The sequence below is a fragment of the Streptomyces showdoensis genome, assembly GCF_039535475.1.
GTDB classification, from domain to species: Bacteria; Actinomycetota; Actinomycetes; order Streptomycetales; family Streptomycetaceae; genus Streptomyces; species Streptomyces showdoensis.
In genome coordinates this window covers 3,882,703-3,909,070 of the sequence record NZ_BAAAXG010000026.1, presented here as the reverse complement: position 1 = coordinate 3,909,070, position 26,368 = coordinate 3,882,703, and the positions used below count along the sequence as shown (strand labels likewise).

The following is a 26,368-nucleotide window of genomic DNA, read 5'->3' as shown; positions in this document are numbered from 1 at the left end:
ACCGCGGGGCGTCATGGGTGAGGTTCGGTCACATGGGGCCGCGTGCGGTGGTCACTTGGGGTCACATGACGACGGCGGTGGCTCCGTCGATGTCGATGACGTCGACCTGTTCTCCGGGCTCGAAGCTCTGGCCGGTGTCGAGCGTGCGGGCGGACCAGACCTCGCCGTTGAGCTTGATGCGGCCGCCTGCCGAGTCCACCCGTTCCAGGACCAGGGCCTGACGGCCCTTCAGGGCGTCGATGCCGGTGGCGAGTCGGGGGCGGTCGTCGCGGTGGCGGGCCGCGATGGGGCGGACCACCGCGATGAGGGCGACGGAGACCGCGGCGAAGGCGATCACCTGCGCGACGATCCCGAAGCCGAGGGCCGCGGTCACCGCCCCGGCGACGGCGCCGACGGAGAGCATGCCGAACTCGGGCATCGCGGTGAGCACCAGGGGAATGCCGAGCCCCACCGCGCCGATCAGCCACCAGACCCATGCGTCGATGTCCACAAGGTCATGGTAGGGCGGGTGGGGCTTCGGGGACAGGGCGCGGTGGGGGGCGTGGCTCTGTGCGGGGGCTACGTCCGGACCGGCCCGGTCGGCTACTTGAGGGGCAGGCCCTGGGCGGTGTAGCGGTCGCCGACGTGCTCGACGACGAGGGGGAGGCCGAAGCAGAGGGAGAGGTTGCGGGAGGTCAGCTCGGTCTCCATGGGGCCGGCGGCGAGGACCTTGCCCTGACGGATCATCAGCACGTGGGTGAAGCCGGGGGCGATCTCCTCGACGTGGTGGGTCACCATGATCATCGAGGGGGCGTACGGGTCGCGGGCCAGTCGGCCGAGGCGGCGGACCAGGTCCTCGCGGCCGCCGAGGTCGAGGCCGGCGGCGGGCTCGTCGAGGAGGAGGAGCTCGGGGTCGGTCATCATCGCGCGGGCGATGAGGGTGCGCTTGCGCTCGCCCTCGGAGAGGGTGCCGAACTTCCGGTCCAGGTAGTCGGTCATGCCGAGCCGGTCGAGGAAGGCCTTGGCGCGCTCCTCGTCGACCGGGTCGTAGTCCTCGTGCCAGGTCGCCGTCATGCCGTACGCGGCGGTGAGGACGGTCTCCAGGACGGTCTGGCGCTTGGGGAGCTTCTCCGCCATCGCGATGCCGGCCATGCCGATGCGGGGGCGGAGGTCGAAGACGTCCACGCCACCGAGGCGCTCGCCGAGGATGGTGGCGGTGCCCTTGGTGGGGTAGAGGTAGCTGGAGGCGATGTTGAGCAGGGTGGTCTTGCCGGCGCCGTTGGGGCCGAGGATGACCCAGCGCTCACCCTCCTTGACCGACCAGGAGACCCCGTCCACCAGAGCGCGTCCGTCGCGGACCACGGATACGTCCACCAGCTCCAGTACATCGCTCATGAGCGCGTTGTCTCCCCTTGCGGTCGAATCTTTGTCGTCGCCTTGCGCCTGTGGGCGCGGCGTCCAGGGAAAACCTACGCCACCGGCGGGCCGGGCCGGTCCTTAGGGCTTGCTTTGCGCCGTGGGGCGGCCCGGGAGTCCCTACGCTGGGGGGCATGCTTTCGGAACCACGCTCAGGACGTCTGGCCGCCTGGGGCAATGCCCTGCTGGCCGGGGCGGTGTCGCCGGACGACGCGGCGCTCGCCATTGTCGGGGAGGACGCGGTGCACCGCGTGGAGGGACTACCGGGTGAGGCGGGGCCGGTCGGCCTGACGCTCGCGCTCGGGCGGCTGCGGCGGCTCGGGGTGACCGGGTGGCGGGTGGCGCTGCCCGCGCCGGGGCATCCGCTGGGGCTGAGCGGCCCGCCGGAGTTCAACGCGCGGGCGCTGGAGGCGGAGGAGGCGGTGGTCGGCTTCGGGGCGCCGTACGGCCTGGTGCCGGAGGTCTCGGAGGCGGGACCGGCGGGTGACCTGCACGTGGAGGTCGTCTGGCGGTGCCTGGCGGTACGGGAGGCTCCGCCGGCGGACGTGCCGTCCCTGGGCGAGGCGGAGCGGGAGCTCGCGGAGGCCCTCCGGGAGGCGACGACGGTCCTGACCCGCCTCGACGTGGCCGCGGCGGGCCCGACCGCCGAGGCGGCCCGCGACGCGTACCGCGCCCGCGCGGAGAACGGCCGCGAGGTCCTGGCCCCCGGCTATCCGCCGCGCGCGGTCCGCGTCCTGGAACTGGCCCAGCGGATCGGCCTCCTCGTCGACCTGGCGTACGACCACGGGCACGGGGGCGCGGTGAGCGCGTCGGAGATGGCGGCCCGGGGGGCGGCGCTGCGGCCGGTGGAGCGGGTGGCGCGGCGGGCGCAGGTCGCCGCGTACAACGCGTACGTGGAGGAACGGGAGCGGGAGCGGGGCTTCTAGCCGCGCCCCGGGCGGTGCGAGCCGCGTGGGGCGCGGGGGAAAAGGGACCGGCCCCCGGGGGGATCGTCCGGGGGCCGGGGGTCTGACTGGGCGTCAGTGGTTGACGGCGCCGTTGCCGAAGGCCGGGTTGAGCAGGCCGATCACGTTGATCGTGTTGCCGGAGACGTTCACGGGAACGTGGACCGGGACCTGCACCAGGTTGCCGGAGGCGACGCCCGGGGAGTGGAGGGCCTGGCCCTGGGCGTCCGCGTTGGCGGAGGCGACGCCGGCACCGGCGGCGACGATGCCACCGGCGACCATGGTGAGGGCGGCGGCCTTCTTGAGGTTCTTCACTTCAGGATCCTTTGGTCATCGCTGCGGCCGGTCCGCCGCAGCACGCCATGGAGAACGCCGCCGGCCCCGCTCGGTTGCGCCGAACGGGGGACATACACACGACGGTATGACTGGGGGAACGGGCGTGCGCCCGCTCGCCCTCAGGTGGTGAGGCCGTGCCGTACGGCCCAGAGCGCGGCCTGGGTGCGGTCGGCGAGGTCCAGCTTCATGAGGATGTTCGAGACGTGGGTCTTGACCGTCTTCTCGGAGAGGACGAGCACCCGGGCGATCTCCCGGTTGGAGCGCCCGTCGGCGATCAGGCCGAGGACCTCCCGCTCCCGCTCGGTCAGCGTGGAGCCGCGCCCGGTGCCGCCGCCCGGGCCGTGGTCCTCCTGGCTGAGCAGGGCGCCGGCGACCTCGGGCTGGAGCAGCACGTGGCCGGCGTGGACGGAGCGGATGGCGCCGGCGAGCGCGTCGGGGTCGATGTCCTTGTAGACGTATCCGCTCGCGCCGGCGCGCAGCGCGGGGACGACCGTGCGCTGTTCGGTGAAGCTGGTGACGATCAGGACGCGCGCCGGGTTGGCCAGCTCGCGGAGGCGGCGCAGGGCCTCGATGCCGTCGGTGCCGGGCATCTTGACGTCCATGAGGACGACGTCGGGCCGCAGCTGCTCGGCGGCGGCCACGCCCTCGGCGCCGTCGGCGGCCTCCCCCACCACCTCTATGTCGTCCTGGACCTCCAGGAAGGTGCGCAGACCGCGGCGGACGACCTGGTGGTCGTCCACCAGGAGGACGCGGATCGTCTTCCTCTTCTCCTCAGCCACCGGGGACCTCCATCTCGATCGTGGTGCCCCGCCCCGGGGCCGATGTCACGGTCAGTGTGCCGCCCACCCCGGCGGACCGGTCGCGCATGGAGACCAGGCCCAGGTGGCGGCCGGCGCTGCGGACGGTCCGCGGGTCGAAGCCCCGGCCGTCGTCGGTGACGGCGAGCCGTGCTCCCTGGCCGCTGCGGGTGAGGGAGACGGTGACGAGGGCCGCGCCGGAGTGGCGCAGCGCGTTGTGCAGGGCCTCCTGGGCGACCCGCAGCACGGCCTCCTCCTGGGCGGCGGGCAGTGCGCGGACGCCGGCGCTGTCGAAGGTCACCCGGGCGGTGTGGGCCCGGTCGAGGACCTGGATCTGGGTGCGCAGGGTGTGGACGAGGCCGTCCTCGTCCAGCGCGGCGGGCCGCAGCTCGACGACGGCGGCGCGCAGCTCGTCGGCGGCCTCGGCGGCCAGCCCGGCGACCTGCTGGAGCTCCTCCTTGGCACGGGCCGGGTCGCGGTCGACGAGCGCGGCGGCGGCCTGGGCGGTGAGCCGCAGGGAGAACAGCTTCTGGCTGACCGCGTCGTGCAGCTCGTGGGCGAGGCGGGAGCGCTCCTCGGCGATGGTGAGCTCGCGGCTGCGCTCGTACAGCCGGGCGTTGGTCAGGGCGATCGCCGCGTGCTGGGCGAGGAGCGTCAGGAGCTCCTCGTCCTCGGCGGTGAAGCCGCAGCCGCCGCCCGGCTTCGGGCAGCGCTTGTTGGCGAGGAAGAGCGCGGCGAGGATCTCGTCGCCGTCGCGGACCGGGAGGCCGAGGAAGTCGGACATGTCCGGGTGTGCCTCGGGCCAGCCCTCGAAGCGGGGGTCCTCGCGGACGTCGGCGAGCCGCTCGGGCTCGGCCTTGTGGAGCATCGCGGCGAGGATGCCGTGCTGCCGGGGCAGCGGGCCGATGGCCCGCCACTGCTCGTCGCTGACCCCGTCGACGACGAACTGGGCGAAGCCGCCGTGGTCGTCCGGGACGCCGAGCGCCGCGTACTCGGCGTCGAGCAGCTCTCGGGCGGAGGCGACGATCGTCTTGAGGACGTCGCGGACCTCCATCTGGCGGTTCATCGCCAGCAGGGCGCTGCTCACGGCGGCCAGGCCGGAGCTCGGTCGGTGGCTCATGTGTTCACCGTACCGGCGGGGTGTGACGGTCCGTATCCGTCCGGGGACGGCGGCCGGCCGGTACCCGGGGACTAGGTCGAAGTGCCCTGGGCGGTCGGGGCCCGGGGACGAGGCGGGGCGCGGCGCGGGCGATGAGGCTGGATCCCGTCGGTACCGGCGGCGCACCGCCGAACAGCTGAGAAGGGGATGGGGCACATGCCTGTCGCGATCGTCACGGGGGCGTCGAGGGGTCTGGGGCGGGCACTGGCGCTCGCGCTGGCCGGCCGGGGCTGGGACCTGGTCCTGGACGCGCGGACGCCGTCCGTACTGGAGGGGACGGCCCGCGAGGCGGGGCGGCTCGGGGCCGGGGTGGTGGCGGTGCCGGGCGACATCACGGACGCCGGGCACCGCGCGGAGCTGGTGGCCGCCGCGAAGGGGCTCGGCGGGCTGGATCTGCTGGTGAACAACGCGGGGATCCTGGGCGTCGAGCCGCTGGTGACGCTGGAGGAGCATCCGCTGGACCGGTTCCGGGCGGCGCTGGAGACCAATCTGGTGGCCCCGCTGGGGCTGGTCCAGCAGGCGCTGCCGCTGCTGCGCGCGGCGCCCGCGGGGGCGGTGCTCGACATCAGCTCGGACGCGGCGGTGGAGGCGTACCCCACGTGGGGCGGGTACGGGGCGACGAAGGCCGGGCTCGACCTGCTGTCGGGCGTGCTCGCGGTGGAGGAGCCCGGGCTGCGGGTGTGGTGGGTGGATCCGGGCAGCATGCGGACCCGGATGCTGGCGGCGGCGGAACCCGACGAGGACCTGGCGGGCACGCCGGCCCCGGAGGAGGTCGCCCCGGCGTTCCTCCGGCTGCTCGACGAGCGTCTGCCGAGCGGCCGCTACACGGCCGCGGACCTGGCGGGGGTGGCCCGGTGACCGCGCTGCTCGGCGGGCGGGCGGTGCCGGAGGAGCTGTCGGCGCGGGTGCCGGCCGAGCAGCGCGGGCCGGGGCGCGGCCGGGACGACGTACGGCTGCTGGTGTCGGGCGGGCCGGGCGGCACCGAGGTGGCGCACCGGGCGTTCCGGGAGCTGCCGGGGCTGCTGCGGGCCGGGGACGTCCTGGTGGTCAACACCTCCACGACGCTGGCGGCGGCGGTGGACGGGCGGCTCGGGCCGGAGCCGGGCGGGGAGCGGCTGGTCGTCCACTTCTCCACGCGGGGGGACGACGGCCGGTGGGCGGTGGAGCTGCGCGTCCCGGACGGGGCGGGCACGACGCGGCCGCGGCCGGGCGGTCCGGCGGGGGCGGTGGTGCGGCTGCCGGGCGGGGCGCGGCTGGTCCTGGAGGAGCCCTTGGCGCGGGGCGCGGAGCGGCTGTGGTGGGCGCGGCCGGACGTCGGGGTGGCGGAGCTGCTCGCGCGGCACGGGCGGCCGATCCGCTACGGGTACACGGAGCGGGACCAGCCGCTGTCGGCCTACCGGACGGTGTTCGCGCTGCCGTCGCCGGACGGCGCGGGCTCGGCGGAGATGCCGAGCGCGGGGCGTCCCTTCACTGCGCGGCTGGTCGCGGAGCTGGTGAGCCGGGGCGTGCAGTTCGCCCCGGTCGTCCTGCACACGGGGGTGGCCTCGGCGGAGGCGCACGAGCCGCCGTATCCGGAGCGCTTCGAGGTGCCGGCGACGACGGCGTGGCTGGTGAACGCGGCGCGGGCCGGCGGGGGCCGGGTGATCGCGGTGGGGACGACGGCCGTGCGGGCGCTGGAGTCCGCGGTGGGGCCGCCCGGCCGGCCGCCGGAGGGCGCCGCGGCGCTCCGGGGCCCGGGCGGCCCGCTCGGGCCGAGTGGCGCGCCCCGTGCGTCAGGAGAGGGGACGCCGGCCGCGCAGACCCCGGGTCGGCGGCCGGCGGGCACCCGGGCGGGGGCGGGGACGGACGCTGGAGCGGGGACGGACACGGGGACGGACACGAACACGGATACGGATACGGGGGCGGGGGCCGGAGCGGGGGCCGGGGGCCGGGCGGTGCTGGCGACCGGCGCGGGGGCGTCCGGTCGGAAGCCGGCGGTCGTGCGGGCCGCGGCCGGGTGGACCGGGCTCGTCGTCACGCCCGAGCGCGGGGTGCGGGTGGTGGACGGGCTGCTGACCGGGCTGCACGAGCCGGAGGCCTCGCATCTGCTGATGCTGGAGGCGGTGGCCGGGCGGCCCGCGCTGCGCCGGGCGTACGCCGAGGCGGTGCGCGAGCGCTACCTCTGGCACGAGTTCGGCGACCTGCACCTCATCCTTCCGGAGGAGAACCCTCACCGTACGCATTGCTGACGCAACGCCTGGTGAGTTTGTTACGTGCCCGATGTGAGCCCGCGCATAGGACCCACATCACTTACGAATCCCCCTAGTGGATACGTAAAGGACAGATCAGCGCTGCCCGGACCGGCCTCAGGGCGGTCCGGGGGCGACCCTCCGGGGCCCCTGATCCACTACCCCGGATCGTACGTCACACCTTTGCCACCGCATTTTGCTGCCGCTAAGAATTGCGTCCGTCGCCGCCGAGCAGGCGCAGCGCCGCCCGGCCTGAGCGACCCCCTGCGATTCGAAGAGGTACTGCCGCATGTCTGCGAAGACCCCTGGCCACAGTCGTGGTCTGAAGAAGACCCACAAGGCCGCGATCGCCGGCGTCGCCGCCCTCAGCGCCGCCGCCATCGGCTTCTCCCTGGTCCCCGGCAACGGTGGCGCCACCGAGACGGAGCCGCAGGCGCTGGCCAACACGCAGCAGGTCGCCTGGTCGTACGACGCGAACAGCCCGCAGGCGAAGGCGCTGGCCGCCAGCCTCGACTCCCAGCAGTCCACGATCGAGCTCAAGGCCAAGCAGGACGCCGCCGCCAAGGCGAAGGCCAAGGCCGCCGCCGACGCGAAGGCCAAGGCGGAGGCCAAGGCGAAGGCCGAGGCCAAGGCCAAGGCCGACGCGAAGAAGCGCGCCGAGGCGAAGGCGGCCGCGAGCCGCGCCGCCGTCCGCAAGCCGGTCTTCGCGAACAACCTCGACGGCTGGATTCGCGAGGCGCTCTACATCATGGACAAGCACGACATCCCGGGCACCTACAACGGCATCCACAAGAACGTGATGCGCGAGTCCAGCGGCAACCCGTTCGCGATCAACAACTGGGACATCAACGCCATCAACGGCGTCCCGTCCAAGGGTCTGCTGCAGGTCATCTACCCGACCTTCAAGGCCTACCACATCCCCGGCACCAAGTTCGACCAGTACGACCCGGTCGCCAACATCGTCGCCGCCTGCAACTACGCGGCCGACCGCTACGGCTCGATCGACAACGTCAACAGCGCGTACTGAGCCTCCGCTCCGCGCCCCACGACATGCCGAAGGGCGGCACCCCGCACGGGGTGCCGCCCTTCGGGCGTGGTTCCGCGGCCGTTACTTGCGCATGACCTCGGGCTCGTGGCGGCGCAGCAGCCGCGCGACGAGCACGCAGCAGACGGTCGCCATGAGCAGCTGGATGCCGAGGTCGAGGCTCCACTGCCCCACCGAGTGCTCCCACAGGGCGTCGGTGTTGTCCGGGTTCTTGTGGTCCCACGGCGGCATCAGGTGGGCCAGGTCGAGCGTGGTGCCGGCGCCGGCGATGCCCCAGCGGGAGGGCATCAGCCAGGCGAACTGCTCCAGGCCGGGCGAGCCGTAGACCTGGAAGAGGATGCCGGTGAACACGACCTGGATGATCGCGAACATGACGAGCAGCGGCATGGTCTTCTCGGCGGTCTTCACCAGGGCCGAGATGACCAGGCCGACCATCATCGAGGTGAGGCCGAGGGCGATGACCTGGATGCACAGCTCGATCGCCGGCGGCATGAAGAGGCCCTCCTCCGGCAGCTCGCGGGTGGAGAAGCCGATGCCGCAGATGATCACGCCCTGGAAGGCGGTGATCACGCCGAGGACGATGACCTTGGACATCAGGTACGCGGAGCGGGACAGGCCGGTGGCGCGCTCCCGCTCGTAGATGACCCGTTCCTTGATCAGCTCTCGTACGGAGTTGGCCGCGCCCGAGAAGCACATGCCGACCGCGAGGATCAGCATGATCGTGCCGGCGTCGCCGTTGAAGCGGGACGGCGCGACGGGCTTGCCGAGGCCGAAGTCGGCCGGGATGACCACGGAGACCGCGCCGAGCACGGCCGGCAGGATCACCATCAGGGCCAGGAAGCCCCGGTCGGAGGCGATCACCGAGACGTAGCGGCGGATCAGGGTCCACAGCTGGGAGCCCCAGCCCTGCGGCTTGGGCGGGCGGGCCAGCGCCTGCTGGGCCTGCTGCGGCAGCTGGACCGGCTGGGCGGCGACGGCGTCGATCTCCGCCGCGTACATCTGGTAGTGCTGCGAGCCCTTCCAGCGGCCCGCCCAGTCGTAGTCGCGGTAGTTCTCGAAGGCGGAGAAGACGTCGGCCCAGGTGGAGTAGCCGAAGAAGTTCAGCGCCTCCTCCGGCGGACCGAAGTACGCCACCGAGCCGCCGGGCGCCATCACGAGCAGCTTGTCGCACAGGCCGAGCTCGGCCACCGAGTGGGTGACGACGAGGACCGTGCGGCCGTCGTCGGCGAGGCCGCGCAGCAGCTGCATGACGTCGCGGTCCATGCCCGGGTCGAGGCCGGAGGTCGGCTCGTCCAGGAAGATCAGCGAGGGCTTGGTGAGCAGCTCCAGGGCGACGGAGACGCGCTTGCGCTGGCCACCGGAGAGGGAGGTGACCTTCTTCTCCTTGTGGATGTCCAGCTTGAGCTCGCGCAGCACCTCGTCGATGCGGGCCTCGCGCTCGGCCTCGGCGGTGTCGCCGGGGAAGCGGAGCTTGGCCGCGTAGCGCAGCGCCTTCTGGACGGTCAGCTCCTTGTGCAGGATGTCGTCCTGCGGGACCAGACCGATGCGCTGGCGCAGCTCGGCGAACTGCTTGTAGAGGCTGCGGTTGTCGTAGAGGACGTCGCCCTCGTTGGCCGGGCGGTAGCCGGTCAGCGCCTTGAGGAGGGTGGACTTTCCGGAGCCGGACGGGCCGATGACGCCGATCAGCGACTTCTCCGGGACGCCGAAGGTGACGTCCTTGAGGATCTGCTTGCCGCCCTCGACCGTCACCGTGAGGTGGCGGGCGGAGAAGGAGACGTCGCCGGTGTCGACGAACTCCTCGAGCTGGCTGCCGACGATCCGGAAGGTCGAGTGGCCGACGCCGACGATGTCGTTGGGGCCGATGAGAACGGTGCCGTTCTTCGGGATCGGCTGACCGTTGACGTACGTGCCGTTGTGCGAGCCGAGGTCGGTGATCTCGAACCGGCCGTCGGGCGTCGCCTGGAACTTGGCGTGCTGGCGCGAGACCTGGAGGTCGGAGACGACCAGTTCGTTCTCGAGCCCACGGCCGATGCGCATGACATGGCCGAGGTTCAGCTGGTGGAAGGTGGTGGGGCTGCGGTCGCCGTGCACCGGGTAGGCGCCCTGCGGGCCGGCCTGCTGGTGCGGGACCTGCGGCTGCGGCGGCTGCTGGGCCTGCGGCACCTGCTGGTGTGGCACCCCCTGCGGGGCCTGCTGCTGCGGCTGCTGCCAGCCCTGCTGCGGCGGCGGGGCCTGGTGGGTGGCCCAGTCGGCCTGCGCAGCGGCCTGCTGCTGCCCGGCGGCGTGCGCCTGGTGCGCGGGCTGCGCCTGCGGGGCCGGAGCCTGCTGGGCCGGCGCGGCCGCCTGCTGCTGGGCCGGCGCGCCGGCGGCGGCGAGGTTCAGCCGCGGGCCGTCGGTGGCGTTGCCGAGGTGGACGGCCGAGCCCGGCCCGATCTCCACCTGGTGGACCCGCTGGCCCTGCACGAACGTGCCGTTGGTGGAGCCGTGGTCCTCGATGACCCAACTACGGCCGCCCCAGCTGACGGTGGCGTGCCGCCACGAGACCCTGGCGTCGTCGATCACCAGGTCGCCCTGGGGATCGCGGCCGAGGGTGTACGACCTGGACGGATCGAGGGTCCAGGTCCTTCCATTCAATTCCAGTACGAGTTCTGGCACTCCATGCCCCACTACTTGTCCCCCGCGGTACCCCCGTCATCGGGAGCCCAGGGATGATGAACATCCGGGGGAACTATTTCAGGCCCCGGCCCGTATCCGAAAGTCGGGCCGCGTGAAGAGCTTGCGCAGCCCGCACGGCGCACGCCTCCGTGGCAAGCGCGCGGCCACGCGGGTGTCCGGCAGGCGGGACGGGGGGCCGGGTGGCGGCGGGTGCCCGATACGGTGGAAGCACCATGAGCGCATCGCAGACCTCAGACGTTCCCACCTCGGACGATCCCGCCGCGCACCTCGCCGCCGCGGACGTTCCCACGCTTCTCGTCAAGATCTTCGGGAAGGACCGTCCCGGGATCACCGCCGGACTCTTCGACACCCTCGCCGCCTACTCCGTCGACGTCGTGGACATCGAGCAGGTCGTCTCCCGCGGCCGGCTCGTCCTGTGCGCGCTCGTCACCGAGCCGACCGTCGCCTCGCAGGGCGAGCTCCGCGCGACCGTGCACAGCTGGGCCGAGTCCATGAAGCTGCAGGCCGAGATCATCTCGGGCACCGGCGACAACCGGCCACGCGGTGAGGGGCGCTCGCACGTGACCGTGCTCGGGCACCCGCTGACCGCCGAGCAGACGGCGGCCATAGCGGCCAGCATCGCCGGGACCGGCGGCAACATCGACCGCATCTTCCGGCTCGCCAAGTACCCGGTGACGGCGGTCGAGTTCGCCGTCTCGGGCTGCGAGACCGAGCCGCTGCGGACCGCCCTGGCCACCGAGGCGCACGCGGTCGGCGTGGACGTGGCCGTGGTCTCGGCCGGGCTGCACCGGCGGGCCCAGCGGCTCGTCGTCATGGACGTCGACTCGACCCTGATCCAGGACGAGGTCATCGAGCTGTTCGCGGCGCACGCGGGCTGCGAGGACAAGGTCGCCGAGGTGACGGCGGCGGCGATGCGCGGCGAGCTGGACTTCGAGCAGTCGCTGCACGCGCGGGTGGAGCTGCTGGCCGGCCTGGACGCCTCGGTGGTGGACAAGGTCCGCGCCGAGGTGCGGCTGACCCCCGGGGCGCGCACCCTGATCCGTACCCTCAAGCGGCTCGGCTACCAGGTGGGCGTCGTCTCCGGCGGTTTCACCCAGGTCACCGACGACCTCAAGGAGAAGCTGGGCCTCGACTTCGCCCAGGCCAACACCCTGGAGATCGTGGACGGCCGGCTGACCGGCCGGGTGACCGGCGAGATCGTGGACCGGGCCGGCAAGGCGCGGCTGCTGCGCCGCTTCGCGGAGGAGGCCGGGGTGCCGCTGGCGCAGACGGTCGCGATCGGCGACGGCGCCAACGACCTGGACATGCTGAACGCGGCCGGGCTCGGGGTGGCGTTCAACGCCAAGCCCGTGGTGCGCCGGGCGGCGGACACCGCGGTCAACGTGCCGTTCCTGGACACGGTGCTCTACCTGCTGGGGATCACCCGCGAGGAGGTCGAGGCCGCGGACGGCGGCGCGGAGGACCTGCTGCACTGACCCGCGGGGCGGTACGCGTACGGGAAGGGGCCCGGTCGTCGGTCGACGGCCGGGCCCCTTCGCGTACGGGCGTGCGGGCTCAGGCGTGCGGGGCCCAGAAGTCGACCAGGGTCCCGACGCCGTGCTCGACCGACTTCCAGGAGCCGTTGAAGGTCACGACGGCGTAGGCGGAGGTGGGGAAGCCGCTGCGGTTCATCCGGGCGAGGGCGTCGCCCTCGACCTGGCCGGCCAGGGCGTCGGCCATCGCGTGCATCCCGGGGTTGTGGCCGACGAGCAGCAGGCCGTCGACGGTGTCGGGGGTCTCGTTGACCACGGCGATGAGCTCACCGAGGGAGGCCTCGTACAACCGCTCCTCGTACACCGTCTTCGGGCGTTGGGGGAGCTCCTGGACGGCGAGCTTCCAGGTCTCGCGGGTCCTGGCCGCGGTCGAGCACAGGGCCAGGTCGACGGAGATGCCGGAGGAGGCCAGTCGGCGTCCCACGACGGGGGCGTCCTTGCGGCCGCGCTCGGCGAGCGGCCGCTCGTGGTCCGAGGTCTGCGGCCAGTCGGCCTTGGCGTGTCGGAGCAGCACGATCCTGCGGGGTGTGTCGACGCTCATGCTTCACAGCTTCGCACGGATCAGGCCGCGTTGACCCGGAGAGCGCCTCGGTGCACACGTCAGAGGGAGAGCGTGGTCTGGAGCTGCTCCAGGAGGCGGGAGACCGTGACGTCGCCGCTCACCGCCTGTGCCTGGTCCGGTCCCGTGATGAGGAGGAAGAGGGCGCCGAAGGCGAGCACCGGAAGGGCGAGGGCCCACCAGGGCAGCCGGGTGTCGACCCCTGCCGACGCGCGGGCGAGGTCCCTCCGGCTGCTGCTGTGGGTCTGCGCCGGCATGGCCGCCTCCAGGGGTGCGGGGTCACTCCGCGGAGCCGTTCTCCGCGATGACTCCACCGTAGGGAGCGCGCGGCTTCCGGCCCATCAGGTGACCCACCCACTCGACCCTGACACTCACCCCCTAGGGGATGCGGGGGTTAGCCCCACCCCCGGCGGGTTCAGGGGGAGGCGAGGGAGGCGATCACGGCGATGACGGCGGTGATGCCCAGCATCGCGCCGAGCACGATGAGGAACTTCTTCTGGCCGTTCGGGGGGTTCGGTTCGAGTACAGGCATGGGATCAGTCTCGCATCTCAGCATTCGTCCTCGACCGTCCGGTCCCGCCCGGCGAGGCTGCCCACGATCATCTGCGGGATCATCAGGCCGGCCATGAGCGCGATGGGCAGCCCCCAGCCGCCGCTGTGCTGGTAGAGGATGCCGACGAGGAGCGGGCCGGGGATGGAGATGAGGTAGCCGACGCTCTGCGCGAAGGCGGACAGCTTGACGACGCCGGCGCCGGTCCGCGAGCGCATCCCGATCATGGTGAGGGCGAGCGGGAAGGCGCAGTTGGAGACGCCCAGGAGCAGGGCCCACAGCCAGGCGCCGCCGGCCGGGGCGAAGGCGAGGCCGGTGTAGCCGGTGAGGCCGCACAGGCCGAGGGCGACGACGATCGGGCCCTGGCTCTTCATCCGGGTCGCCAGGCGGGGTATGACGAAGGCGAGCGGGACGCCCATGACCATCGTGACGGCGAGCAGCACGCCCGCGGTCGAGGCGGGGACGCCTGCGTCGCGGAAGATCTGCGGCATCCAGCCCATGGTGATGTACGCGCCGGTGGCCTGGAGCCCGAAGAAGACGCCGAGGGCCCAGGCGGTGCGGCTGCGGGTGACCCGGGGCCCCGCGGCGGCCGCGGCGGCGGACTGCGCGGGGACCGGTCCGGTGCCGCCGGCGGTGGAGCGGCCGCGCAGCGTCAGCAGGAGCCAGGGCAGCACGGCGAGGGCCGCGAGGCCGGCCCAGACGCCGAGGCCGAGCCGCCAACTGCCGCCGAGTGCCTCGGTCACGGGCACGGTCGCCGCGGCGGCCAGGGAGGTGCCGAGGGCGAGGGCCATGGAGTAGAGGCCGGTCATGCTGCCGATGCGCTCGGGGAAGTACGTCTTGACGATGACCGGCATCAGGACGTTGCTGAGCGCGATGCCCATGAGGGCGAGGGCGCTGGCGGCGAGGAAGGCCGGGGTGCCGCCGGCGAAGGGGCGCAGCAGCAGGCCGGTGAGGATGGCGGCCATGCCGGCGCAGACCACGGCCGCGGGGCCGAAGCGGCGGGCGAGGCGCGGGGCGGCGATGCCGAAGACGGCGAAGCAGAGCGGCGGTACGGAGGTGAGGACGCCGGCGACGCTGCCGCTCATGTGGAGCCCGCCGCTGACCTCTTCGAGGAGGGCGCCGAGGCTGGTGATGGCGGGGCGCAGGTTGAGCGCCGCGAGGACGAGGCCGACGGCGACGAGTCCGGTGACCCAGCGGGCGGGGCCGACGGGCGTGCCGGGTACGGGAGAATCGGCGGCGCCCGCGCGGGGGCGGGCCCCGGTGGGGGCGGCCTCGGCGGCGGGGGCGAGGGTCTGCGGCTCGTCAGGCATGAGGACATCATAGAATCATGGGATGATTGGTTGTCCAATCTCGAACCAATCCCCCACGACGGAACGACGACGGAAGGTGCACCCATGGCGCTCGGCCATCCCCGGCGTGCCGGGCTCTCCGATCAGGTGATCGCCCAGCTGCGGAACCAGATCACCTCGGGCGAGTGGCCGGTGGGCACCCGGATCCCGACCGAACCGGAACTCGTCGAGCAGCTCGGCGTGGCCCGCAACACCGTCCGCGAGGCGGTCCGCGCCCTCGCCCACAACGGGCTCCTCGACATCCGGCAGGGCTCGGGCACGTACGTGGTCGCGACGAGCGAACTGGCCGGGGTGATGCACCGCAGGTTCGCCGGCTCCGACCCGCGGGACATCGCGGAGCTGCGCTCGACGCTGGAGTCCTCGGCGGCCCGGCTGGCCGCGCAGCGGCGCACGGACCGGGACCTGAAGCAGCTGGACGCACTGCTCGCGCGGCGCGAGGAGGCGTGGGAGTCGGGGGACGCGGAGGAGTTCGTGACCGTGGACGCGGCCTTCCACCACGCGATGGTCGTCGCCTCGCACAACGACGTGCTGACCGAGCTCTACGCGGACCTCGGGCACGTGCTGCGGGAGTGGCTGCGCGGCGACGTCGGCCGGGAGCTGCGACCGGAGAACCACATGGACCACGCGCGCCTGGTGGAGGCGGTCCGCGAGGGCGACGCCGAGCGGGCGGCGGCGGAGGCGGCGAGCTACCCGTTCCTGTGCCTCAGGAGCCCGGAGCCGCCGGTTCGTGGGTGATCCACGCCGAGCGGACCTCCTTCCAGCAGTGGCCGGTCACCTGGGCGTAGTCGGCGGGGCCGACCGCCACGGCGGCGCTGTCGCTGTCCACGTCCCACCAGCGCTCGCACTCGATGTGGAGCCGGACGCGGTCGGTGCGCGGGTAGGGGTTCTGGCAGTGGGCGGTGACCGAGGAACCCTCGACGACCGTGCGGCAGGAGGCGCCAACGTCCTGGTCGCGCTCGGCCCGCCCGGCCGCCGGGGCGGCGGGGGCGGCCTCGGCGGGCGCCGGTGCGGCGCGGACCTCTGCGGCGACGGCGAGACCGGCCAGGCCCGCGAGGAGAGCGGCGGCCGAGAGGAGGGCGGGGGCCCTGGAGTACAGCGCGCGCATGTGCGTACCTACCTCCCCGTCCGTGGCCCGTCAGCCCGCCTGCGGCCCGTCCGCGGCCCGGTGGACCGTCCGTAGCCCGTCGGCAGCCTGCCGGTAGTCGGAATGTCACGCTCTGAACGTCACGCTTCGACCAGTCTGCGGTGATTCGCTCCACTTTTCGACTCGGGCCCGGGTTGCGGAACGGCGAAGGGGCCGGACGCCCGCCTCTCGGCGGGTGTCCGGCCCCTTCGGAGCGCTGCGGGAGGCGTCAGGCGCCGATCGCGTGCAGGCCGCCGTCCACGTGGACGATCTCGCCGGTCGTCTTCGGGAACCAGTCGGAGAGCAGCGCGACGATGGCACGGCCCGCCGGCTCCGGGTCGGACAGGTCCCACTCCAGCGGGGAGCGGGAGTCCCAGACGCTCGCCAGCTCGCCGAAGCCCGGGATGGACTTCGCGGCCATCGAGCCGAGCGGACCGGCCGAGACCAGGTTGCAGCGGATGTTCTGCTTGCCCAGGTCACGGGCCATGTAGCGGCTGGTGGCCTCCAGGGCGGCCTTGGCCGGGCCCATCCAGTCGTACTGCGGCCAGGCGAACTTCGCGTCGAAGGTGAGGCCGACGACCGAACCGCCCTCGCTCATCAGCGGGAGCAGCGCCATCGTCAGGGACTTCAGCGAGAAGGCCGAGACGTGCATGGCGGTCGAGACCGACTCGAACGGCGTGTTGAGGAAGTTGCCGCCGAGCGCGTCCTGCGGGGCGAAGCCGATGGAGTGCACGACGCCGTCGATGCGGTCGCCCAGGTGCTCGCGCACCTGGCCCTCCAGGCGCGCGAGGTGCTCGTCGTTGGAGACGTCGAGCTCCAGGACCTTCACGTTCTCGGGCTTGGGGAGCTTCTTGGCGATGCGCTCGGTCAGCGTCGGCCGGGGCCAGGCGGTGAGGATGATCTCCGCGCCCTGCTCCTGGGCCAGCTTCGCGGCGTGGAAGGCGATGGAGGACTCCATCAGCACACCGGTGATCAGGATGCGCTTGCCCTCGAGAATTCCGCTCATGTGATCAGTGACCCATGCCCAATCCGCCGTCAACCGGGATGACGGCTCCAGTGATGTACGAGGCGTCGTCCGAGGCGAGGAACTTCACCGCCGCGGCGATCTCCCCCGGCTGCGCGTAACGGCCCAGCGGTACCTGGGAGACGATGCCGGCACGCTGCTCGTCGGTGAGGACGGCGGTCATGTCGGTGTCGACGAAACCGGGCGCGACGACGTTGAACGTGATGTTGCGCGAGCCCAGCTCCCGGGCGAGCGAACGCGCGAAACCGACCAGGCCGGCCTTCGAGGCGGCGTAGTTCGCCTGACCCGCGGAGCCCAGCAGACCGACGACCGAGGAGATCAGCACGACGCGGCCCTTCTTGGCGCGCAGCATGCCGCGGTTGGCGCGCTTCACGACCCGGAAGGTGCCGGTGAGGTTGGTGTCGAGGACGGACGTGAAGTCCTCCTCGGACATGCGCATGAGGAGCTGGTCCTTCGTCACGCCGGCGTTGGCCACGAGGACCTCGACCGGACCGTGCTTCTCCTCGATCTCCTTGTACGCCTGGTCCACCTGCTCGGCGTCGGTGATGTCGCACCGGACGGCCAGGAAGCCGGCCTTCTCCAGCTCCGCGGGGTCGCCGGAGCGGTACGTGATGGCGACCTTGTCGCCGGCCTCGGCGAACGCGTGGGCGATGGCGAGGCCGATGCCCCGGTTTCCTCCGGTGACGAGAACCGAGCGGCTCAACGGATCACCCTTTCGATAGCGGTCTGGTATGCCGAAAACCTATCGGTCCGTTCCTCGATACGGAGAATCGGGCCCTGACAGTGGCGTACGGATGTCACTGTCGGATCCCTACAGAATGGTCTGGGCATCCCGGCGTAAAGCGCGACATGATCGGGGACGACCGGTCTCACACGACAGGAGACAGCTGTGCCATCTGGCCTCCATTCCCTCGACGAAGCCTTCACGGCGCTGCCGCTGCGGGCGCTCGCCGACGCGGCGCTCGCCCGCGCCCGCGCGCTCGGCGCCGACCACGCGGACTTCCGCCTGGAACGGGTGCGCAGCGCCTCGTGGCGGCTGCGGGACGCCAAGCCGTCCGGCTCCTCGGACACCACCGACCTCGGCTACGCGGTGCGCGTGGTGCACGGCGGGGCCTGGGGCTTCGCCTCCGGTGTCGACCTGACCATGGACGGGGCCGCGAAGGTCGCCTCGCAGGCGGTGGCCATGGCCAAGCTGTCCGCGAAGGTGATCGCGGCGGCCGGGTCGGACGAGCGCGTGGAGCTGGCCGACGAGCCGGTGCACGCGGACAAGGTGTGGATCTCCTCGTACGAGATCGACCCCTTCACCATCTCCGGCGAGGAGAAGAGCGGGCTGCTCGCCGACTGGAGCGCGCGGCTGCTGCGCGCCGACGGCGTGGCGCACGTGGACGCCTCGCTGCTCACCGTCCACGAGAACAAGTTCTACGCGGACACCGCGGGCACCGTCACCACCCAGCAGCGGGTCCGGCTGCACCCGCAGCTCACCGCGGTCGCGGTGGACGAGACCACCGGCGAGTTCGACTCGATGCGGACCATCGCGCCGCCGGTCGGGCGGGGCTGGGAGTACCTGACCGGCACCGGCTGGGACTGGGACAAGGAGCTCGACGAGATCCCCGGGCTGCTCGCCGAGAAGATGCGGGCGCCGAGCGTCGAGGCCGGCCGCTACGACCTGGTGGTCGACCCGTCGAACCTGTGGCTCACCATCCACGAGTCCATCGGCCACGCCACCGAGCTGGACCGCGCCCTCGGCTACGAGGCGGCGTACGCGGGCACCTCCTTCGCCACCTTCGACCAGCTGGGCAAGCTGGCGTACGGCTCCTCGGTCATGAACGTGACCGGCGACCGGACCGCCGAGCACGGGCTCGCCACCATCGGCTACGACGACGAGGGCGTCGAGGGCCAGAGCTGGGACCTGGTGAAGGACGGCACGCTCGTCGGCTACCAGCTCGACAGGCGGATCGCGAGGCTGACCGGCCTCGGGCGCTCCAACGGCTGCGCCTTCGCCGACTCCCCCGGCCACGTGCCGGTGCAGCGGATGGCGAACGTGTCGCTCCAGCCGGATCCCGGCGGGCTCTCCACCGAGGACCTGATCGGGGGCGTGGAGCGGGGCATCTACGTGGTCGGCGACCGTTCCTGGTCGATCGACATGCAGCGCTACAACTTCCAGTTCACCGGCCAGCGCTTCTTCCGGATCGAGAACGGGCGGCTCGCCGGGCAGCTGCGGGACGTCGCGTACCAGGCGACGACCACCGACTTCTGGGGCTCCATGGAGCAGGTCGGCGGCCCGCAGACGTACGTGCTCGGCGGCGCGTTCAACTGCGGCAAGGCCCAGCCGGGCCAGGTCGCCGCCGTGTCGCACGGCTGCCCGTCCGCCCTCTTCCGGGGCGTCAACATTCTGAACACGACGCAGGAGGCCGGTCGATGAGCCGCGTCAGCAAGCCGTACGAGATCGTCGAGAAGGCCCTGGAGCTGTCCCGGGCGGACGGCTGCGTCGTCATCGCCGACGAGGAGTCCTCGGCCAATCTGCGCTGGGCCGGGAACGCGCTCACCACCAACGGCGTCACCCGCGGCCGCACCCTCACCGTGATCGCCACCGTGGACGGCGCCCAGGGCACCGCCTCGGGCGTCGTCTCGCGCTCGGCCGTGACCGCCGCCGACCTGGAGCCGCTGGTCCGCGAGGCGGAGGCGGCCGCGCGGGCCGCCGGTCCCGCCGAGGACGCGCAGCCGCTGGTGACGGGGGTGCCCTCCTCGCCGGACTTCACGGACGCGCCGGCCGAGACGAGCTCCGCGGTCTTCGACGCCTTCGCGCCCGCGCTCGGCGAGGCCTTCGCCCGGGCCCGGGCCGGCGGCCGGGAACTGTACGGATTCGCCAACCACGAGTTCACCTCCAGCTACCTCGGCACGTCCACCGGGCTGCGGCTGCGGCACGACCAGCCGAAGGGCACCCTGGAGCTCAACGCCAAGTCGCCCGACCGCTCGCGCTCCGCGTGGGCCGGCCGCTCGACCCGCGACTTCAAGGACGTCGACCCGGCCGCGCTCGACGCCGAGCTCGCCGTCCGGCTCGGCTGGGCGGAGCGCCGGATCGAGCTGCCCGCCGGCCGGTACGAGACGCTGCTGCCGCCGACCGCCGTGGCCGACCTCCTGATCTACCAGCTGTGGTCCTCCACGGCCCGGGACGCGGTGGAGGGCCGGACGGTCTTCTCCAAGCCCGGCGGCGGCACCCGGCTCGGCGAGACCCTCTCGCCGCTGCCGCTGACCCTGCGCAGCGACCCGAACGAGCCGGGCCTGGAGTCGGCCCCGTTCGTGATCGCCCACTCCTCCGGCGACGACTCCTCCGTCTTCGACAACGGTCTGCCGATCTCCCCGGTGGACTGGGTACGGGACGGGAAGCTGGCCCATCTGATCACCACCCGGCACACCGCGGGGCTTACTCGGTTGCCCGTGGCGCCGGGAGCCGGGAACCTGATCCTGGACGGCGGCGGCGAGCGCTCCCTGGAGGAGATGGTCGCGGCCACCGAGCGCGGCCTGCTGCTGACCTGCCTCTGGTACATCCGCGAGGTCGATCCGGCGACGCTGCTGCTCACCGGCCTGACCCGGGACGGCGTCTACCTCGTCGAGAACGGCGAGGTGGTCGGCGAGGTGAACAACTTCCGGTTCAACGAGTCGCCGGTGGACCTGCTGTCGCGGGCCACCGAGGCGGGCCGGACGGAGAAGACGCTGCCGCGCGAGTGGAGCGACTGGTTCACCCGGGCCGCGATGCCCGCCCTGCGGGTGCCCGACTTCAACATGAGCTCGGTCAGCAAGGGCGTCTGACCCGCCTAGACTGGCCGGGAAGCCATTCCATCCAGGATCACGAGGAGACGGACGACGTGACCGACATCGTCGACGAGCTGAAGTGGCGTGGGCTCTTCGCCCAGTCCACCGACGAAGAGGCCCTGCGCAAGGCCCTCGCGGACGGTCCCGTCACGTTCTATTGCGGTTTCGACCCGACCGCGCCCAGTCTCCACGTCGGCCACCTGGTCCAGGTGCTCACCGTCCGCCGGCTCCAGCAGGCCGGGCACCGGCCGCTGGCGCTGGTCGGCGGGGCCACCGGCCAGATCGGCGACCCGCGGCCGACCGCCGAGCGCACCCTGAACGACCCCGAGACGGTCGCCAACTGGGTGAACCGGCTGCGCACGCAGATCGAGCCGTTCCTCTCCTTCGAGGGCGAGAACGCCGCGGTCATGGTGAACAACCTGGACTGGACCGCCGGCCTGTCGGCGATCGAGTTCCTGCGGGACATCGGCAAGCACTTCCGGGTCAACAAGATGCTGACCAAGGACTCCGTCGCCCGGCGCCTGGAGTCCGAGCAGGGCATCAGCTACACCGAGTTCAGCTACCAGCTGCTCCAGGGCATGGACTTCCTGGAGCTGTACCGGCGTCACGGCTGCACGCTGCAGCAGGGCGGCTCCGACCAGTGGGGCAACCTGGTGGCGGGCCTCGACCTGATCCACCGGCTGGAGCCGGAGGCCAAGGTCCACGCGCTGGCGACCCCACTGATGGTCAAGGCCGACGGCACCAAGTTCGGCAAGACCGAGAGCGGCGCCGTCTGGCTGGACCCGGAGATGACCACGCCGTACGCGTTCTACCAGTTCTGGCTGAACGTGGACGACCGCGACATCTCCACCTACCTGCGGATCCTGTCCTTCAAGTCCCGCGAGGAGCTGGAGGAGCTGGAGAAGCTGACGGCGGAGCGGCCGCAGGCCCGTACCGCCCAGCGCGCGCTGGCCGAGGAGCTCACCGCCCTCGTGCACGGCGCCGACCAGTGCCAGGCCGTCATCGACGCCTCCAAGGCGCTGTTCGGCCAGGGCGAGCTGTCCGGGCTGGACCCGGCGACCCTCGCCGCTGCCCTCTCCGAGCTGCCGCACGCGCAGGTGTCGGAGCTCGGCCAGGTGGTGGACCTCTTCACCGAGGTCGGCCTCGCGCCGAGCAAGTCGGGCGCCCGTCGCACGGTGAAGGAGGGCGGCGCCTACGTGAACAACGTCAAGGTGACCGCCGAGGACGCCGAGGTGTCGGCGGACGAGCTGCTGCACGGCCGCTGGCTGGTGCTGCGCCGGGGCAAGAAGAACCTGGCCGCGATCGAGTTCGTCGGCTAGTCCGGCCCCGTACGGGCGGAGGGCCCGGTACGCGCGCGGTGCGCCGTACCGGGCCCTCGGTCGTCCGTGCCGCGCGGGTCACGTCCGCTGCTTGTTGCCCTTCATCGAGGCCCACAGCATGTCCCCCACGCCCACCACCGCGACCGCGCCGATGAGCTGGAGCAGATGACGGGTCCAGTCGATGCCCTTGGTGTCGTTGACCCCGATCCAGGTCGCGACCGCGTTGCCCAGCACGCTTCCGACAATGCCGAACACGGTCGTCAGCCACAGCGGGATCTGCTGCTTGCCCGGAAGGATCGCCTTCGCGATCAGACCCAGGACGAAGCCCACAATGATCGCCCACAACCAACCCATCGTCGCCTCCTCGTGCGCATGTGTGCCCAGTCTCGGGCCCTGGGCCATACGGCGCATGTCGGACGGCTCCATACGTGCCCCGGTCTCCTCCGCCCGGCACGACGGGCGTACCGTGGAAGCAGGAACGGACCGGGGAGAGTCCGGCACGTCTCGTGGGTGGTGGGTGTGATGCGGAAGCATGGCGGAACCGAGGTCTTCCGGATCACCGGCGCCCGGCAGGGCCTTGCGGAGGACGTCCGGGGCCGGCAGCGGCGGTACGTCATCTCCATGTCGATCCGCACGCTGTCGGTGATCGCCGCCGCCTCGCTGTGGAACGTGGAGCGGTACGTGGCCATCGTGGCGCTCGTGGTCGGCGCCCTGCTCCCCTACATCGCCGTGGTGATCGCCAACGCCGGACGCGAGACCCCTCCGTCCCTTCCCTCCACCTTCATCCCCCCTCCGGTGCGGCCCGCGCTGGAGGCCGATGCGGAACGCCGGGGCGACGAGAACGATCACGCAGCGTGAGCGCGAAGCTCAAGAAATGCTCAGATCAATCATGAAGTTCCGGTGCACCGCACCCCATAGGCCGTGACATACTGCCTACGCGCTCCGCATCCCCCGTCGGAGCGACGGACCGATGCCGGGCAGCTCCCCCCGTGGCTGCTCGGCATCGCCCTTGCTGGAGAATGTTCCCGTGATCAACGGTCCAGTGAGTGAAGAGAAGCCGATCTGTTCCGCCAAGGGCTGCCGGGCCGATGCCGTCTGGGTCCTCGCCTGGAACAACCCCAAGCTGCACACGCCGGAGCGGCGCAAGACCTGGCTCGCGTGCGAGGAGCACCGCGAGCACCTCTCCCAGTTCCTGGGCGTACGGGGCTTCCTGAAGGACGTCGTCCCGTTCGCCGACTGGGACGGGGAGTCAGCCGCCGATCGCTGACATCGGGCGGTCCGGCTGGAGGAAGCTCGGGTCGTCCAGGCCCGAGCCGGCCTTCTTGCCCCACATCGCCTTCCGCCAGATCTCCGCTATCACCGCGTCCGGCGCGTCCGAGCGCAGCGCGGCCCGCAGGTCGGTCTCCTCGGTGGCGAACAGACAGGTCCGCACCTGGCCGTCGGCGGTGAGCCGGGTGCGGTCGCAGGCCCGGCAGAACGGGCGGGTGACGGAGGCGATGACGCCGACCGTGTGCGGGCCGCCGTCGACGACCCAGCGCTCGGCGGGGGCCGAACCGCGCTCGCCCTCGCCCTCGGCGGTCAGCTCGAAGCGGGTGCGCAGCGACTCCAGGATGTCCCCGGCGGTGATCATGCCGTCGCGCTTCCAGCCGTGCTGGGCGTCGAGGGGCATCTGCTCGATGAAGCGGAGCTCGTAGCCCTCGGCGATCGCCCAGGCCAGCAGGTCGGGGGCCTCGTCGTCGTTGAGTCCGGGCATCAGGACGGCGTTGACCTTGACCGGGGTGAGTCCGGCCTCGCGGGCGGCGGCCATGCCGTCGAGGACGTCGTGGTGCCGGTCGCGGCGGGTGAGGGTCTTGAAGACCTCGGGGCGCAGGGTGTCGAGCGAGACGTTGACCCGGTCGAGGCCGGCCGCCTTCAGGGCGGCGGCGGTGCGCTTGAGGCCGATGCCGTTGGTGGTGAGCGACATCCGGGGCCGGGGCTCCAGGGCGGCGCAGCGCTCGACGATCCCGACCAGGCCGGGGCGGAGCAGCGGCTCGCCGCCGGTGAAGCGGACCTCGGTGACGCCCAGCTCGGTGACGGCGATCCGGATCAGCCGGACGATCTCGTCGTCGGTGAGCAGATCGGGCTTGGCCAGCCACTGCAGACCCTCTTCCGGCATGCAGTACGTGCACCGCAGGTTGCACCGGTCGGTCAGGGAGACGCGCAGGTCGGTGGCGACCCGCCCGTAGGTGTCGATGAGCACTGGGCCCCCTCCCCTTCTTCTGCCGGTCCGTTGGGCCGGACCGTTCCGCCGGATCTTCCGGTCGCTTCTCGTTCGAGCCTACGTGACCGGTCGGACACGGGGCACGGCCCGATTGTCACGAGGACCGGACCGGCCGCGTCGTAGAACTCTACGACGCGGCCGGCGGGCGGTCGCGGAACGTATACGGATCAGTGCGCTCCGACGCCGGTGAGGGACTTGACCTCCAGCTCCGCGTACTTGCCCTTGTCCGGCTCCTCCTTGGAGAGGACCGAGCCGAGCCAGCCGAGCAGGAAGCCGAGCGGGATGGAGACGAGGCCGGGGTTCTCCAGCGGGAACCAGTAGAAGTCCACGGTCTTGAACATCGAGGTGGGCTTGCCGGAGACGACCGGCGAGAACAGCACCAGGACGACCGCGGAGACCAGGCCGCCGTAGATCGACCAGAGCGCTCCGGTGGTGGTGAAGCGCTTCCAGAAGAGGCTGTAGAGGATCGTCGGCAGGTTGGCGGAGGCGGCGACGGCGAAGGCGAGGGCGACCAGGCCGGCGACGTTGAGGTCGCGGGCGAGGGCGCCGAGGGCGATCGAGACGATGCCGATGAGGACGGTGGCCCAGCGGGCGGCCCGCACCTCCTCCTTCTCGGTGGCCTGGCCGCGGCGGATGACGTTGGCGTAGATGTCGTGCGCGAACGACGAGGACGAGGCGAGGGTGAGGCCGGCGACGACGGCGAGGATGGTCGCGAAGGCGACGGCGGAGATGACGGCGAGCAGGATCGCGCCGCCGGTCGAGCCGGCGCCTCCGCCGATCTCCAGGGCGGCGAGCGGGGCCGCGGTGTTGCCGGCCTTGTTGGAGGCGATGATGTCGCCGTTCTTGAGCAGGGCGGCGGCGCCGAAGCCGAGGACGATCGTCATCAGGTAGAAGGCGCCGATGATGCCGATGGCCCAGTTGACCGACTTACGGGCGGCCTTGGCGGTGGGCACCGTGTAGAAGCGGATGAGGATGTGCGGCAGGCCGGCCGTGCCGAGCACGAGCGCGATGCCGAGCGAGAGGAAGTCCAGCTTCGAGACGCCGGTGGCGCCGTACTTGAGGCCGGGCTTGAGGAAGGCCTCGCCCTTGCCGCTGTTGGAGGCGGCGGCGCCGAGCAGCTCGGAGACGTTGAAGTGGAACTTCAGCAGGATGAGGAAGGTGATCAGGAGCGTGCCGGCGATGAGCAGCACGGCCTTGACCATCTGCACCCAGGTGGTGCCCTTCATGCCGCCGATCGTCACGTACACGATCATCAGGACGCCGACCAGGGCGACGATGGCGACCTTGCCGCCGTCGCTGGTGATGCCGAGCAGCAGCGAGACGAGGACGCCGGCGCCGGCCATCTGGGCGAGCAGGTAGAAGATCGAGACGACGATGGTGGAGGTGCCGGCCGCGGTGCGGACGGGGCGCTGGCGCATCCGGTAGGCGAGGACGTCGCCCATGGTGAAGCGGCCGGAGTTGCGGAGCGGTTCGGCGACCAGGAGCAGGGCGACGAGCCAGGCGACGAGGAAGCCGATGGAGTAGAGGAAGCCGTCGTAGCCGAAGAGGGCGATGGCTCCGGCGATGCCGAGGAAGGACGCGGCGGACATGTAGTCGCCGGAGATCGCGAGGCCGTTCTGGAAGCCGGTGAACTGGCGGCCGCCCGCGTAGAAGTCGGCGGCGCTGCGGGTCTGGCGGCCGGCCCAGACGGTGATGATCAGGGTGGCCACCACGAAGGCCGCGAAGAGCCCGATGATCAGCGGGCGGTGCTCGCTCGCGCCGCCGCCGGCGGCGAGCAGCAGGGTGGTGTCGGCGGGGGTGCTCATGCGTCGGCCTCCATGCGCGCCTTGATGGCTTCGGCCTTCGGGTCCAGGCGGTGGGCCGCGTGCCGCGAGTAGAGCCAGGCGATGAGGAAGGTGGTGGCGAACTGGCCGAGGCCGAGGACGAGGGCCACGTTGATGTTGCCGAAGACCTTGGTGCCCATGAAGTCGCCCGCGTAGTTGCAGAGCAGGACGTACAGCAGGTACCAGGTGATGAAGGCGATCGTCAGCGGGAAGGCGAAGGACCGGTAGGTGCGGCGCAGTTCGCCGAACTCCTCGCCCTCCTGGACCTCGATGAACCGCTCCGTGGTGGGCTGGGCGGGACCGCTGTCGGTCTCCGTGCCGTTTCTCGGCGGCGGCGGTGCTTCGGTAGCCACGGAATCTCCTCGTGACGCGGGGGCGGGCGGCTTGGACAAGGGGGCCTCACTGAGGTGCGGAGCGGGGGCTTCCGGGAGGGAGC

28 protein-coding genes are annotated in these 26,368 nt (G+C 72.2%); 11 read left to right on the top strand and 17 right to left on the bottom strand.

What is annotated here, in order from left to right:
- Nucleotides 1-61: 61 nt before the first annotated feature.
- Nucleotides 62-490, bottom strand: a complete 429-nt coding sequence (locus ABD981_RS30930) for an NfeD family protein (protein WP_345530426.1) — start codon at nucleotides 488-490, stop codon at nucleotides 62-64.
- A gap of 92 nt (nucleotides 491-582) precedes the next feature.
- Nucleotides 583-1,374 (bottom strand): ABC transporter ATP-binding protein, encoded by a 792-nt coding sequence (locus ABD981_RS30925; protein ID WP_345530425.1) that lies wholly within the window; start codon nucleotides 1,372-1,374, stop codon nucleotides 583-585.
- Between the two features lie 155 nt (nucleotides 1,375-1,529).
- On the opposite strand from ABD981_RS30925, the gene ABD981_RS30920 reads away from it, so the two are divergent.
- Nucleotides 1,530-2,321 (top strand): hypothetical protein, encoded by a 792-nt coding sequence (locus ABD981_RS30920; RefSeq protein ID WP_345530424.1) that lies wholly within the window; start codon nucleotides 1,530-1,532, stop codon nucleotides 2,319-2,321.
- A gap of 93 nt (nucleotides 2,322-2,414) precedes the next feature.
- Here the strand turns inward: ABD981_RS30920 and ABD981_RS30915 are convergent, their stop codons facing one another.
- From ABD981_RS30915 to ABD981_RS30905, 3 genes are all read right to left on the bottom strand, one after another.
- Nucleotides 2,415-2,654, bottom strand: coding sequence for a chaplin (locus ABD981_RS30915; protein ID WP_345530423.1), 240 nt, complete (start codon nucleotides 2,652-2,654; stop codon nucleotides 2,415-2,417).
- 140 nt (nucleotides 2,655-2,794) lie between these two features.
- Nucleotides 2,795-3,454, bottom strand: a complete 660-nt coding sequence (locus ABD981_RS30910; protein WP_345530422.1) for a response regulator — start codon at nucleotides 3,452-3,454, stop codon at nucleotides 2,795-2,797.
- The gene (locus ABD981_RS30905) at nucleotides 3,447-4,592 is read right to left on the bottom strand and encodes a GAF domain-containing sensor histidine kinase (RefSeq protein ID WP_345530421.1); all 1,146 of its coding nucleotides are present in this window, start codon (nucleotides 4,590-4,592) and stop codon (nucleotides 3,447-3,449) included. Before ABD981_RS30905 ends, ABD981_RS30910 begins: the two co-directional genes overlap by 8 nt.
- Before the next feature lie 195 nt (nucleotides 4,593-4,787).
- On the opposite strand from ABD981_RS30905, the gene ABD981_RS30900 reads away from it, so the two are divergent.
- The 3 genes from ABD981_RS30900 to ABD981_RS30890 all read left to right on the top strand — a co-directional run bounded on the left by ABD981_RS30900 (nucleotide 4,788) and on the right by ABD981_RS30890 (nucleotide 7,886).
- Nucleotides 4,788-5,489: an SDR family NAD(P)-dependent oxidoreductase gene (locus ABD981_RS30900; protein WP_345530420.1), complete on the top strand. Its 702-nt coding sequence runs from the start codon at nucleotides 4,788-4,790 to the stop codon at nucleotides 5,487-5,489.
- Nucleotides 5,486-6,859: an S-adenosylmethionine:tRNA ribosyltransferase-isomerase gene (locus tag ABD981_RS30895; protein ID WP_345530419.1), complete on the top strand. Its 1,374-nt coding sequence runs from the start codon at nucleotides 5,486-5,488 to the stop codon at nucleotides 6,857-6,859. The genes ABD981_RS30900 and ABD981_RS30895 overlap by 4 nt, the downstream gene beginning before the upstream one ends.
- 289 nt (nucleotides 6,860-7,148) lie before the next feature.
- On the top strand, nucleotides 7,149-7,886 hold the full coding sequence (locus ABD981_RS30890) for a transglycosylase SLT domain-containing protein (protein WP_046907970.1): 738 nt from the start codon (nucleotides 7,149-7,151) through the stop codon (nucleotides 7,884-7,886).
- An 81-nt stretch (nucleotides 7,887-7,967) separates the two neighbouring features.
- Here the strand turns inward: ABD981_RS30890 and ABD981_RS30885 are convergent, their stop codons facing one another.
- Nucleotides 7,968-10,571, bottom strand: coding sequence for an ABC transporter ATP-binding protein/permease (locus ABD981_RS30885; RefSeq protein ID WP_123954495.1), 2,604 nt, complete (start codon nucleotides 10,569-10,571; stop codon nucleotides 7,968-7,970).
- A 221-nt stretch (nucleotides 10,572-10,792) separates the two neighbouring features.
- Here ABD981_RS30885 and serB point away from each other — a divergent pair, with 221 nt between their 5' ends.
- Nucleotides 10,793-12,055 carry a phosphoserine phosphatase SerB gene (gene serB, locus ABD981_RS30880; RefSeq protein WP_240495226.1) on the top strand — a complete coding sequence of 421 codons (1,263 nt, stop codon included), beginning with the start codon at nucleotides 10,793-10,795 and terminating at the stop codon, nucleotides 12,053-12,055.
- 79 nt (nucleotides 12,056-12,134) lie between these two features.
- On the opposite strand, the gene ABD981_RS30875 is transcribed toward serB, so the two are convergent.
- The 4 genes from ABD981_RS30875 to ABD981_RS30860 all read right to left on the bottom strand — a co-directional run bounded on the left by ABD981_RS30875 (nucleotide 12,135) and on the right by ABD981_RS30860 (nucleotide 14,531).
- Nucleotides 12,135-12,653, bottom strand: coding sequence for a SixA phosphatase family protein (locus ABD981_RS30875; protein ID WP_046907969.1), 519 nt, complete (start codon nucleotides 12,651-12,653; stop codon nucleotides 12,135-12,137).
- Between the two features lie 59 nt (nucleotides 12,654-12,712).
- Nucleotides 12,713-12,928, bottom strand: coding sequence for a hypothetical protein (locus ABD981_RS30870; protein WP_046907968.1), 216 nt, complete (start codon nucleotides 12,926-12,928; stop codon nucleotides 12,713-12,715).
- 158 nt (nucleotides 12,929-13,086) lie between these two features.
- On the bottom strand, nucleotides 13,087-13,203 hold the full coding sequence (locus ABD981_RS30865; RefSeq protein ID WP_276205580.1) for an SGM_5486 family transporter-associated protein: 117 nt from the start codon (nucleotides 13,201-13,203) through the stop codon (nucleotides 13,087-13,089).
- Between the two features lie 17 nt (nucleotides 13,204-13,220).
- Nucleotides 13,221-14,531: a CynX/NimT family MFS transporter gene (locus tag ABD981_RS30860; protein WP_046907967.1), complete on the bottom strand. Its 1,311-nt coding sequence runs from the start codon at nucleotides 14,529-14,531 to the stop codon at nucleotides 13,221-13,223.
- 84 nt (nucleotides 14,532-14,615) lie between these two features.
- Between ABD981_RS30860 and ABD981_RS30855 the strand changes: the two genes are divergently transcribed.
- Nucleotides 14,616-15,305 carry a FadR/GntR family transcriptional regulator gene (locus ABD981_RS30855; protein WP_046907966.1) on the top strand — a complete coding sequence of 230 codons (690 nt, stop codon included), beginning with the start codon at nucleotides 14,616-14,618 and terminating at the stop codon, nucleotides 15,303-15,305.
- Here the strand turns inward: ABD981_RS30855 and ABD981_RS30850 are convergent.
- The 3 genes from ABD981_RS30850 to fabG form a co-directional block, all read right to left on the bottom strand.
- Nucleotides 15,274-15,675, bottom strand: coding sequence for a hypothetical protein (locus ABD981_RS30850; RefSeq protein ID WP_046907965.1), 402 nt, complete (start codon nucleotides 15,673-15,675; stop codon nucleotides 15,274-15,276). The two genes, ABD981_RS30855 and ABD981_RS30850, sit on opposite strands and share 32 nt — an antisense overlap.
- A gap of 247 nt (nucleotides 15,676-15,922) precedes the next feature.
- The gene (gene fabI, locus ABD981_RS30845; RefSeq protein ID WP_046907964.1) at nucleotides 15,923-16,699 is read right to left on the bottom strand and encodes an enoyl-ACP reductase FabI; all 777 of its coding nucleotides are present in this window, start codon (nucleotides 16,697-16,699) and stop codon (nucleotides 15,923-15,925) included.
- A gap of 4 nt (nucleotides 16,700-16,703) precedes the next feature.
- On the bottom strand, nucleotides 16,704-17,420 hold the full coding sequence (fabG, locus tag ABD981_RS30840; RefSeq protein WP_046907963.1) for a 3-oxoacyl-[acyl-carrier-protein] reductase: 717 nt from the start codon (nucleotides 17,418-17,420) through the stop codon (nucleotides 16,704-16,706).
- 186 nt (nucleotides 17,421-17,606) lie between these two features.
- Between fabG and ABD981_RS30835 the strand changes: the two genes are divergently transcribed.
- Genes ABD981_RS30835 through tyrS form a run of 3 tightly spaced genes read left to right on the top strand, consistent with a single transcriptional unit; the run spans nucleotide 17,607 to nucleotide 21,849 of the window.
- On the top strand, nucleotides 17,607-19,139 hold the full coding sequence (locus ABD981_RS30835; protein WP_046907962.1) for a TldD/PmbA family protein: 1,533 nt from the start codon (nucleotides 17,607-17,609) through the stop codon (nucleotides 19,137-19,139).
- A complete protein-coding gene (locus tag ABD981_RS30830) occupies nucleotides 19,136-20,527 on the top strand; it encodes a metallopeptidase TldD-related protein (protein ID WP_046907961.1) in 1,392 nt (463 codons plus the stop codon). The genes ABD981_RS30835 and ABD981_RS30830 overlap by 4 nt, the downstream gene beginning before the upstream one ends.
- 56 nt (nucleotides 20,528-20,583) lie before the next feature.
- Nucleotides 20,584-21,849, top strand: a complete 1,266-nt coding sequence (gene tyrS / locus ABD981_RS30825; RefSeq protein WP_046907960.1) for a tyrosine--tRNA ligase — start codon at nucleotides 20,584-20,586, stop codon at nucleotides 21,847-21,849.
- A gap of 78 nt (nucleotides 21,850-21,927) precedes the next feature.
- Here the strand turns inward: tyrS and ABD981_RS30820 are convergent, their stop codons facing one another.
- Nucleotides 21,928-22,203: a GlsB/YeaQ/YmgE family stress response membrane protein gene (locus ABD981_RS30820; RefSeq protein ID WP_046907989.1), complete on the bottom strand. Its 276-nt coding sequence runs from the start codon at nucleotides 22,201-22,203 to the stop codon at nucleotides 21,928-21,930.
- A 168-nt stretch (nucleotides 22,204-22,371) separates the two neighbouring features.
- Here ABD981_RS30820 and ABD981_RS30815 point away from each other — a divergent pair, with 168 nt between their 5' ends.
- Nucleotides 22,372-22,707, top strand: coding sequence for a DUF3099 domain-containing protein (locus tag ABD981_RS30815; RefSeq protein WP_046907988.1), 336 nt, complete (start codon nucleotides 22,372-22,374; stop codon nucleotides 22,705-22,707).
- A 184-nt stretch (nucleotides 22,708-22,891) separates the two neighbouring features.
- Nucleotides 22,892-23,116, top strand: coding sequence for a hypothetical protein (locus ABD981_RS30810; RefSeq protein ID WP_046907959.1), 225 nt, complete (start codon nucleotides 22,892-22,894; stop codon nucleotides 23,114-23,116).
- On the opposite strand, the gene moaA is transcribed toward ABD981_RS30810, so the two are convergent.
- From moaA to ABD981_RS30795, 3 genes are all read right to left on the bottom strand, one after another.
- Nucleotides 23,099-24,088, bottom strand: a complete 990-nt coding sequence (gene moaA / locus ABD981_RS30805) for a GTP 3',8-cyclase MoaA (protein ID WP_046907958.1) — start codon at nucleotides 24,086-24,088, stop codon at nucleotides 23,099-23,101. The genes ABD981_RS30810 and moaA overlap by 18 nt on opposite strands.
- 188 nt (nucleotides 24,089-24,276) lie before the next feature.
- A complete protein-coding gene (locus ABD981_RS30800; protein WP_046907957.1) occupies nucleotides 24,277-25,914 on the bottom strand; it encodes a solute symporter family protein in 1,638 nt (545 codons plus the stop codon).
- Nucleotides 25,911-26,285: a DUF485 domain-containing protein gene (locus tag ABD981_RS30795; protein WP_046907956.1), complete on the bottom strand. Its 375-nt coding sequence runs from the start codon at nucleotides 26,283-26,285 to the stop codon at nucleotides 25,911-25,913. Before ABD981_RS30795 ends, ABD981_RS30800 begins: the two co-directional genes overlap by 4 nt.
- Nucleotides 26,286-26,368 lie beyond the last annotated feature (83 nt).

Coding starts and splice junctions, on each gene's coding strand:
- ABD981_RS30925 (WP_345530425.1), bottom strand. CDS start 1,374: ATGAGCGATGTACTGGAGCTGGTGGACGTATCCGTGGTCCGCGACGGA.
- ABD981_RS30920 (WP_345530424.1), top strand. CDS start 1,530: ATGCTTTCGGAACCACGCTCAGGACGTCTGGCCGCCTGGGGCAATGCC.
- ABD981_RS30905 (WP_345530421.1), bottom strand. CDS start 4,592: ATGAGCCACCGACCGAGCTCCGGCCTGGCCGCCGTGAGCAGCGCCCTG.
- ABD981_RS30900 (WP_345530420.1), top strand. CDS start 4,788: ATGCCTGTCGCGATCGTCACGGGGGCGTCGAGGGGTCTGGGGCGGGCA.
- ABD981_RS30890 (WP_046907970.1), top strand. CDS start 7,149: ATGTCTGCGAAGACCCCTGGCCACAGTCGTGGTCTGAAGAAGACCCAC.
- serB (WP_240495226.1), top strand. CDS start 10,793: ATGAGCGCATCGCAGACCTCAGACGTTCCCACCTCGGACGATCCCGCC.
- ABD981_RS30875 (WP_046907969.1), bottom strand. CDS start 12,653: ATGAGCGTCGACACACCCCGCAGGATCGTGCTGCTCCGACACGCCAAG.
- ABD981_RS30870 (WP_046907968.1), bottom strand. CDS start 12,928: ATGCCGGCGCAGACCCACAGCAGCAGCCGGAGGGACCTCGCCCGCGCG.
- ABD981_RS30865 (WP_276205580.1), bottom strand. CDS start 13,203: ATGCCTGTACTCGAACCGAACCCCCCGAACGGCCAGAAGAAGTTCCTC.
- ABD981_RS30860 (WP_046907967.1), bottom strand. CDS start 14,531: ATGCCTGACGAGCCGCAGACCCTCGCCCCCGCCGCCGAGGCCGCCCCC.
- ABD981_RS30855 (WP_046907966.1), top strand. CDS start 14,616: ATGGCGCTCGGCCATCCCCGGCGTGCCGGGCTCTCCGATCAGGTGATC.
- ABD981_RS30850 (WP_046907965.1), bottom strand. CDS start 15,675: ATGCGCGCGCTGTACTCCAGGGCCCCCGCCCTCCTCTCGGCCGCCGCT.
- fabI (WP_046907964.1), bottom strand. CDS start 16,699: ATGAGCGGAATTCTCGAGGGCAAGCGCATCCTGATCACCGGTGTGCTG.
- ABD981_RS30830 (WP_046907961.1), top strand. CDS start 19,136: ATGAGCCGCGTCAGCAAGCCGTACGAGATCGTCGAGAAGGCCCTGGAG.
- ABD981_RS30820 (WP_046907989.1), bottom strand. CDS start 22,203: ATGGGTTGGTTGTGGGCGATCATTGTGGGCTTCGTCCTGGGTCTGATC.
- ABD981_RS30815 (WP_046907988.1), top strand. CDS start 22,372: ATGCGGAAGCATGGCGGAACCGAGGTCTTCCGGATCACCGGCGCCCGG.
- ABD981_RS30800 (WP_046907957.1), bottom strand. CDS start 25,914: ATGAGCACCCCCGCCGACACCACCCTGCTGCTCGCCGCCGGCGGCGGC.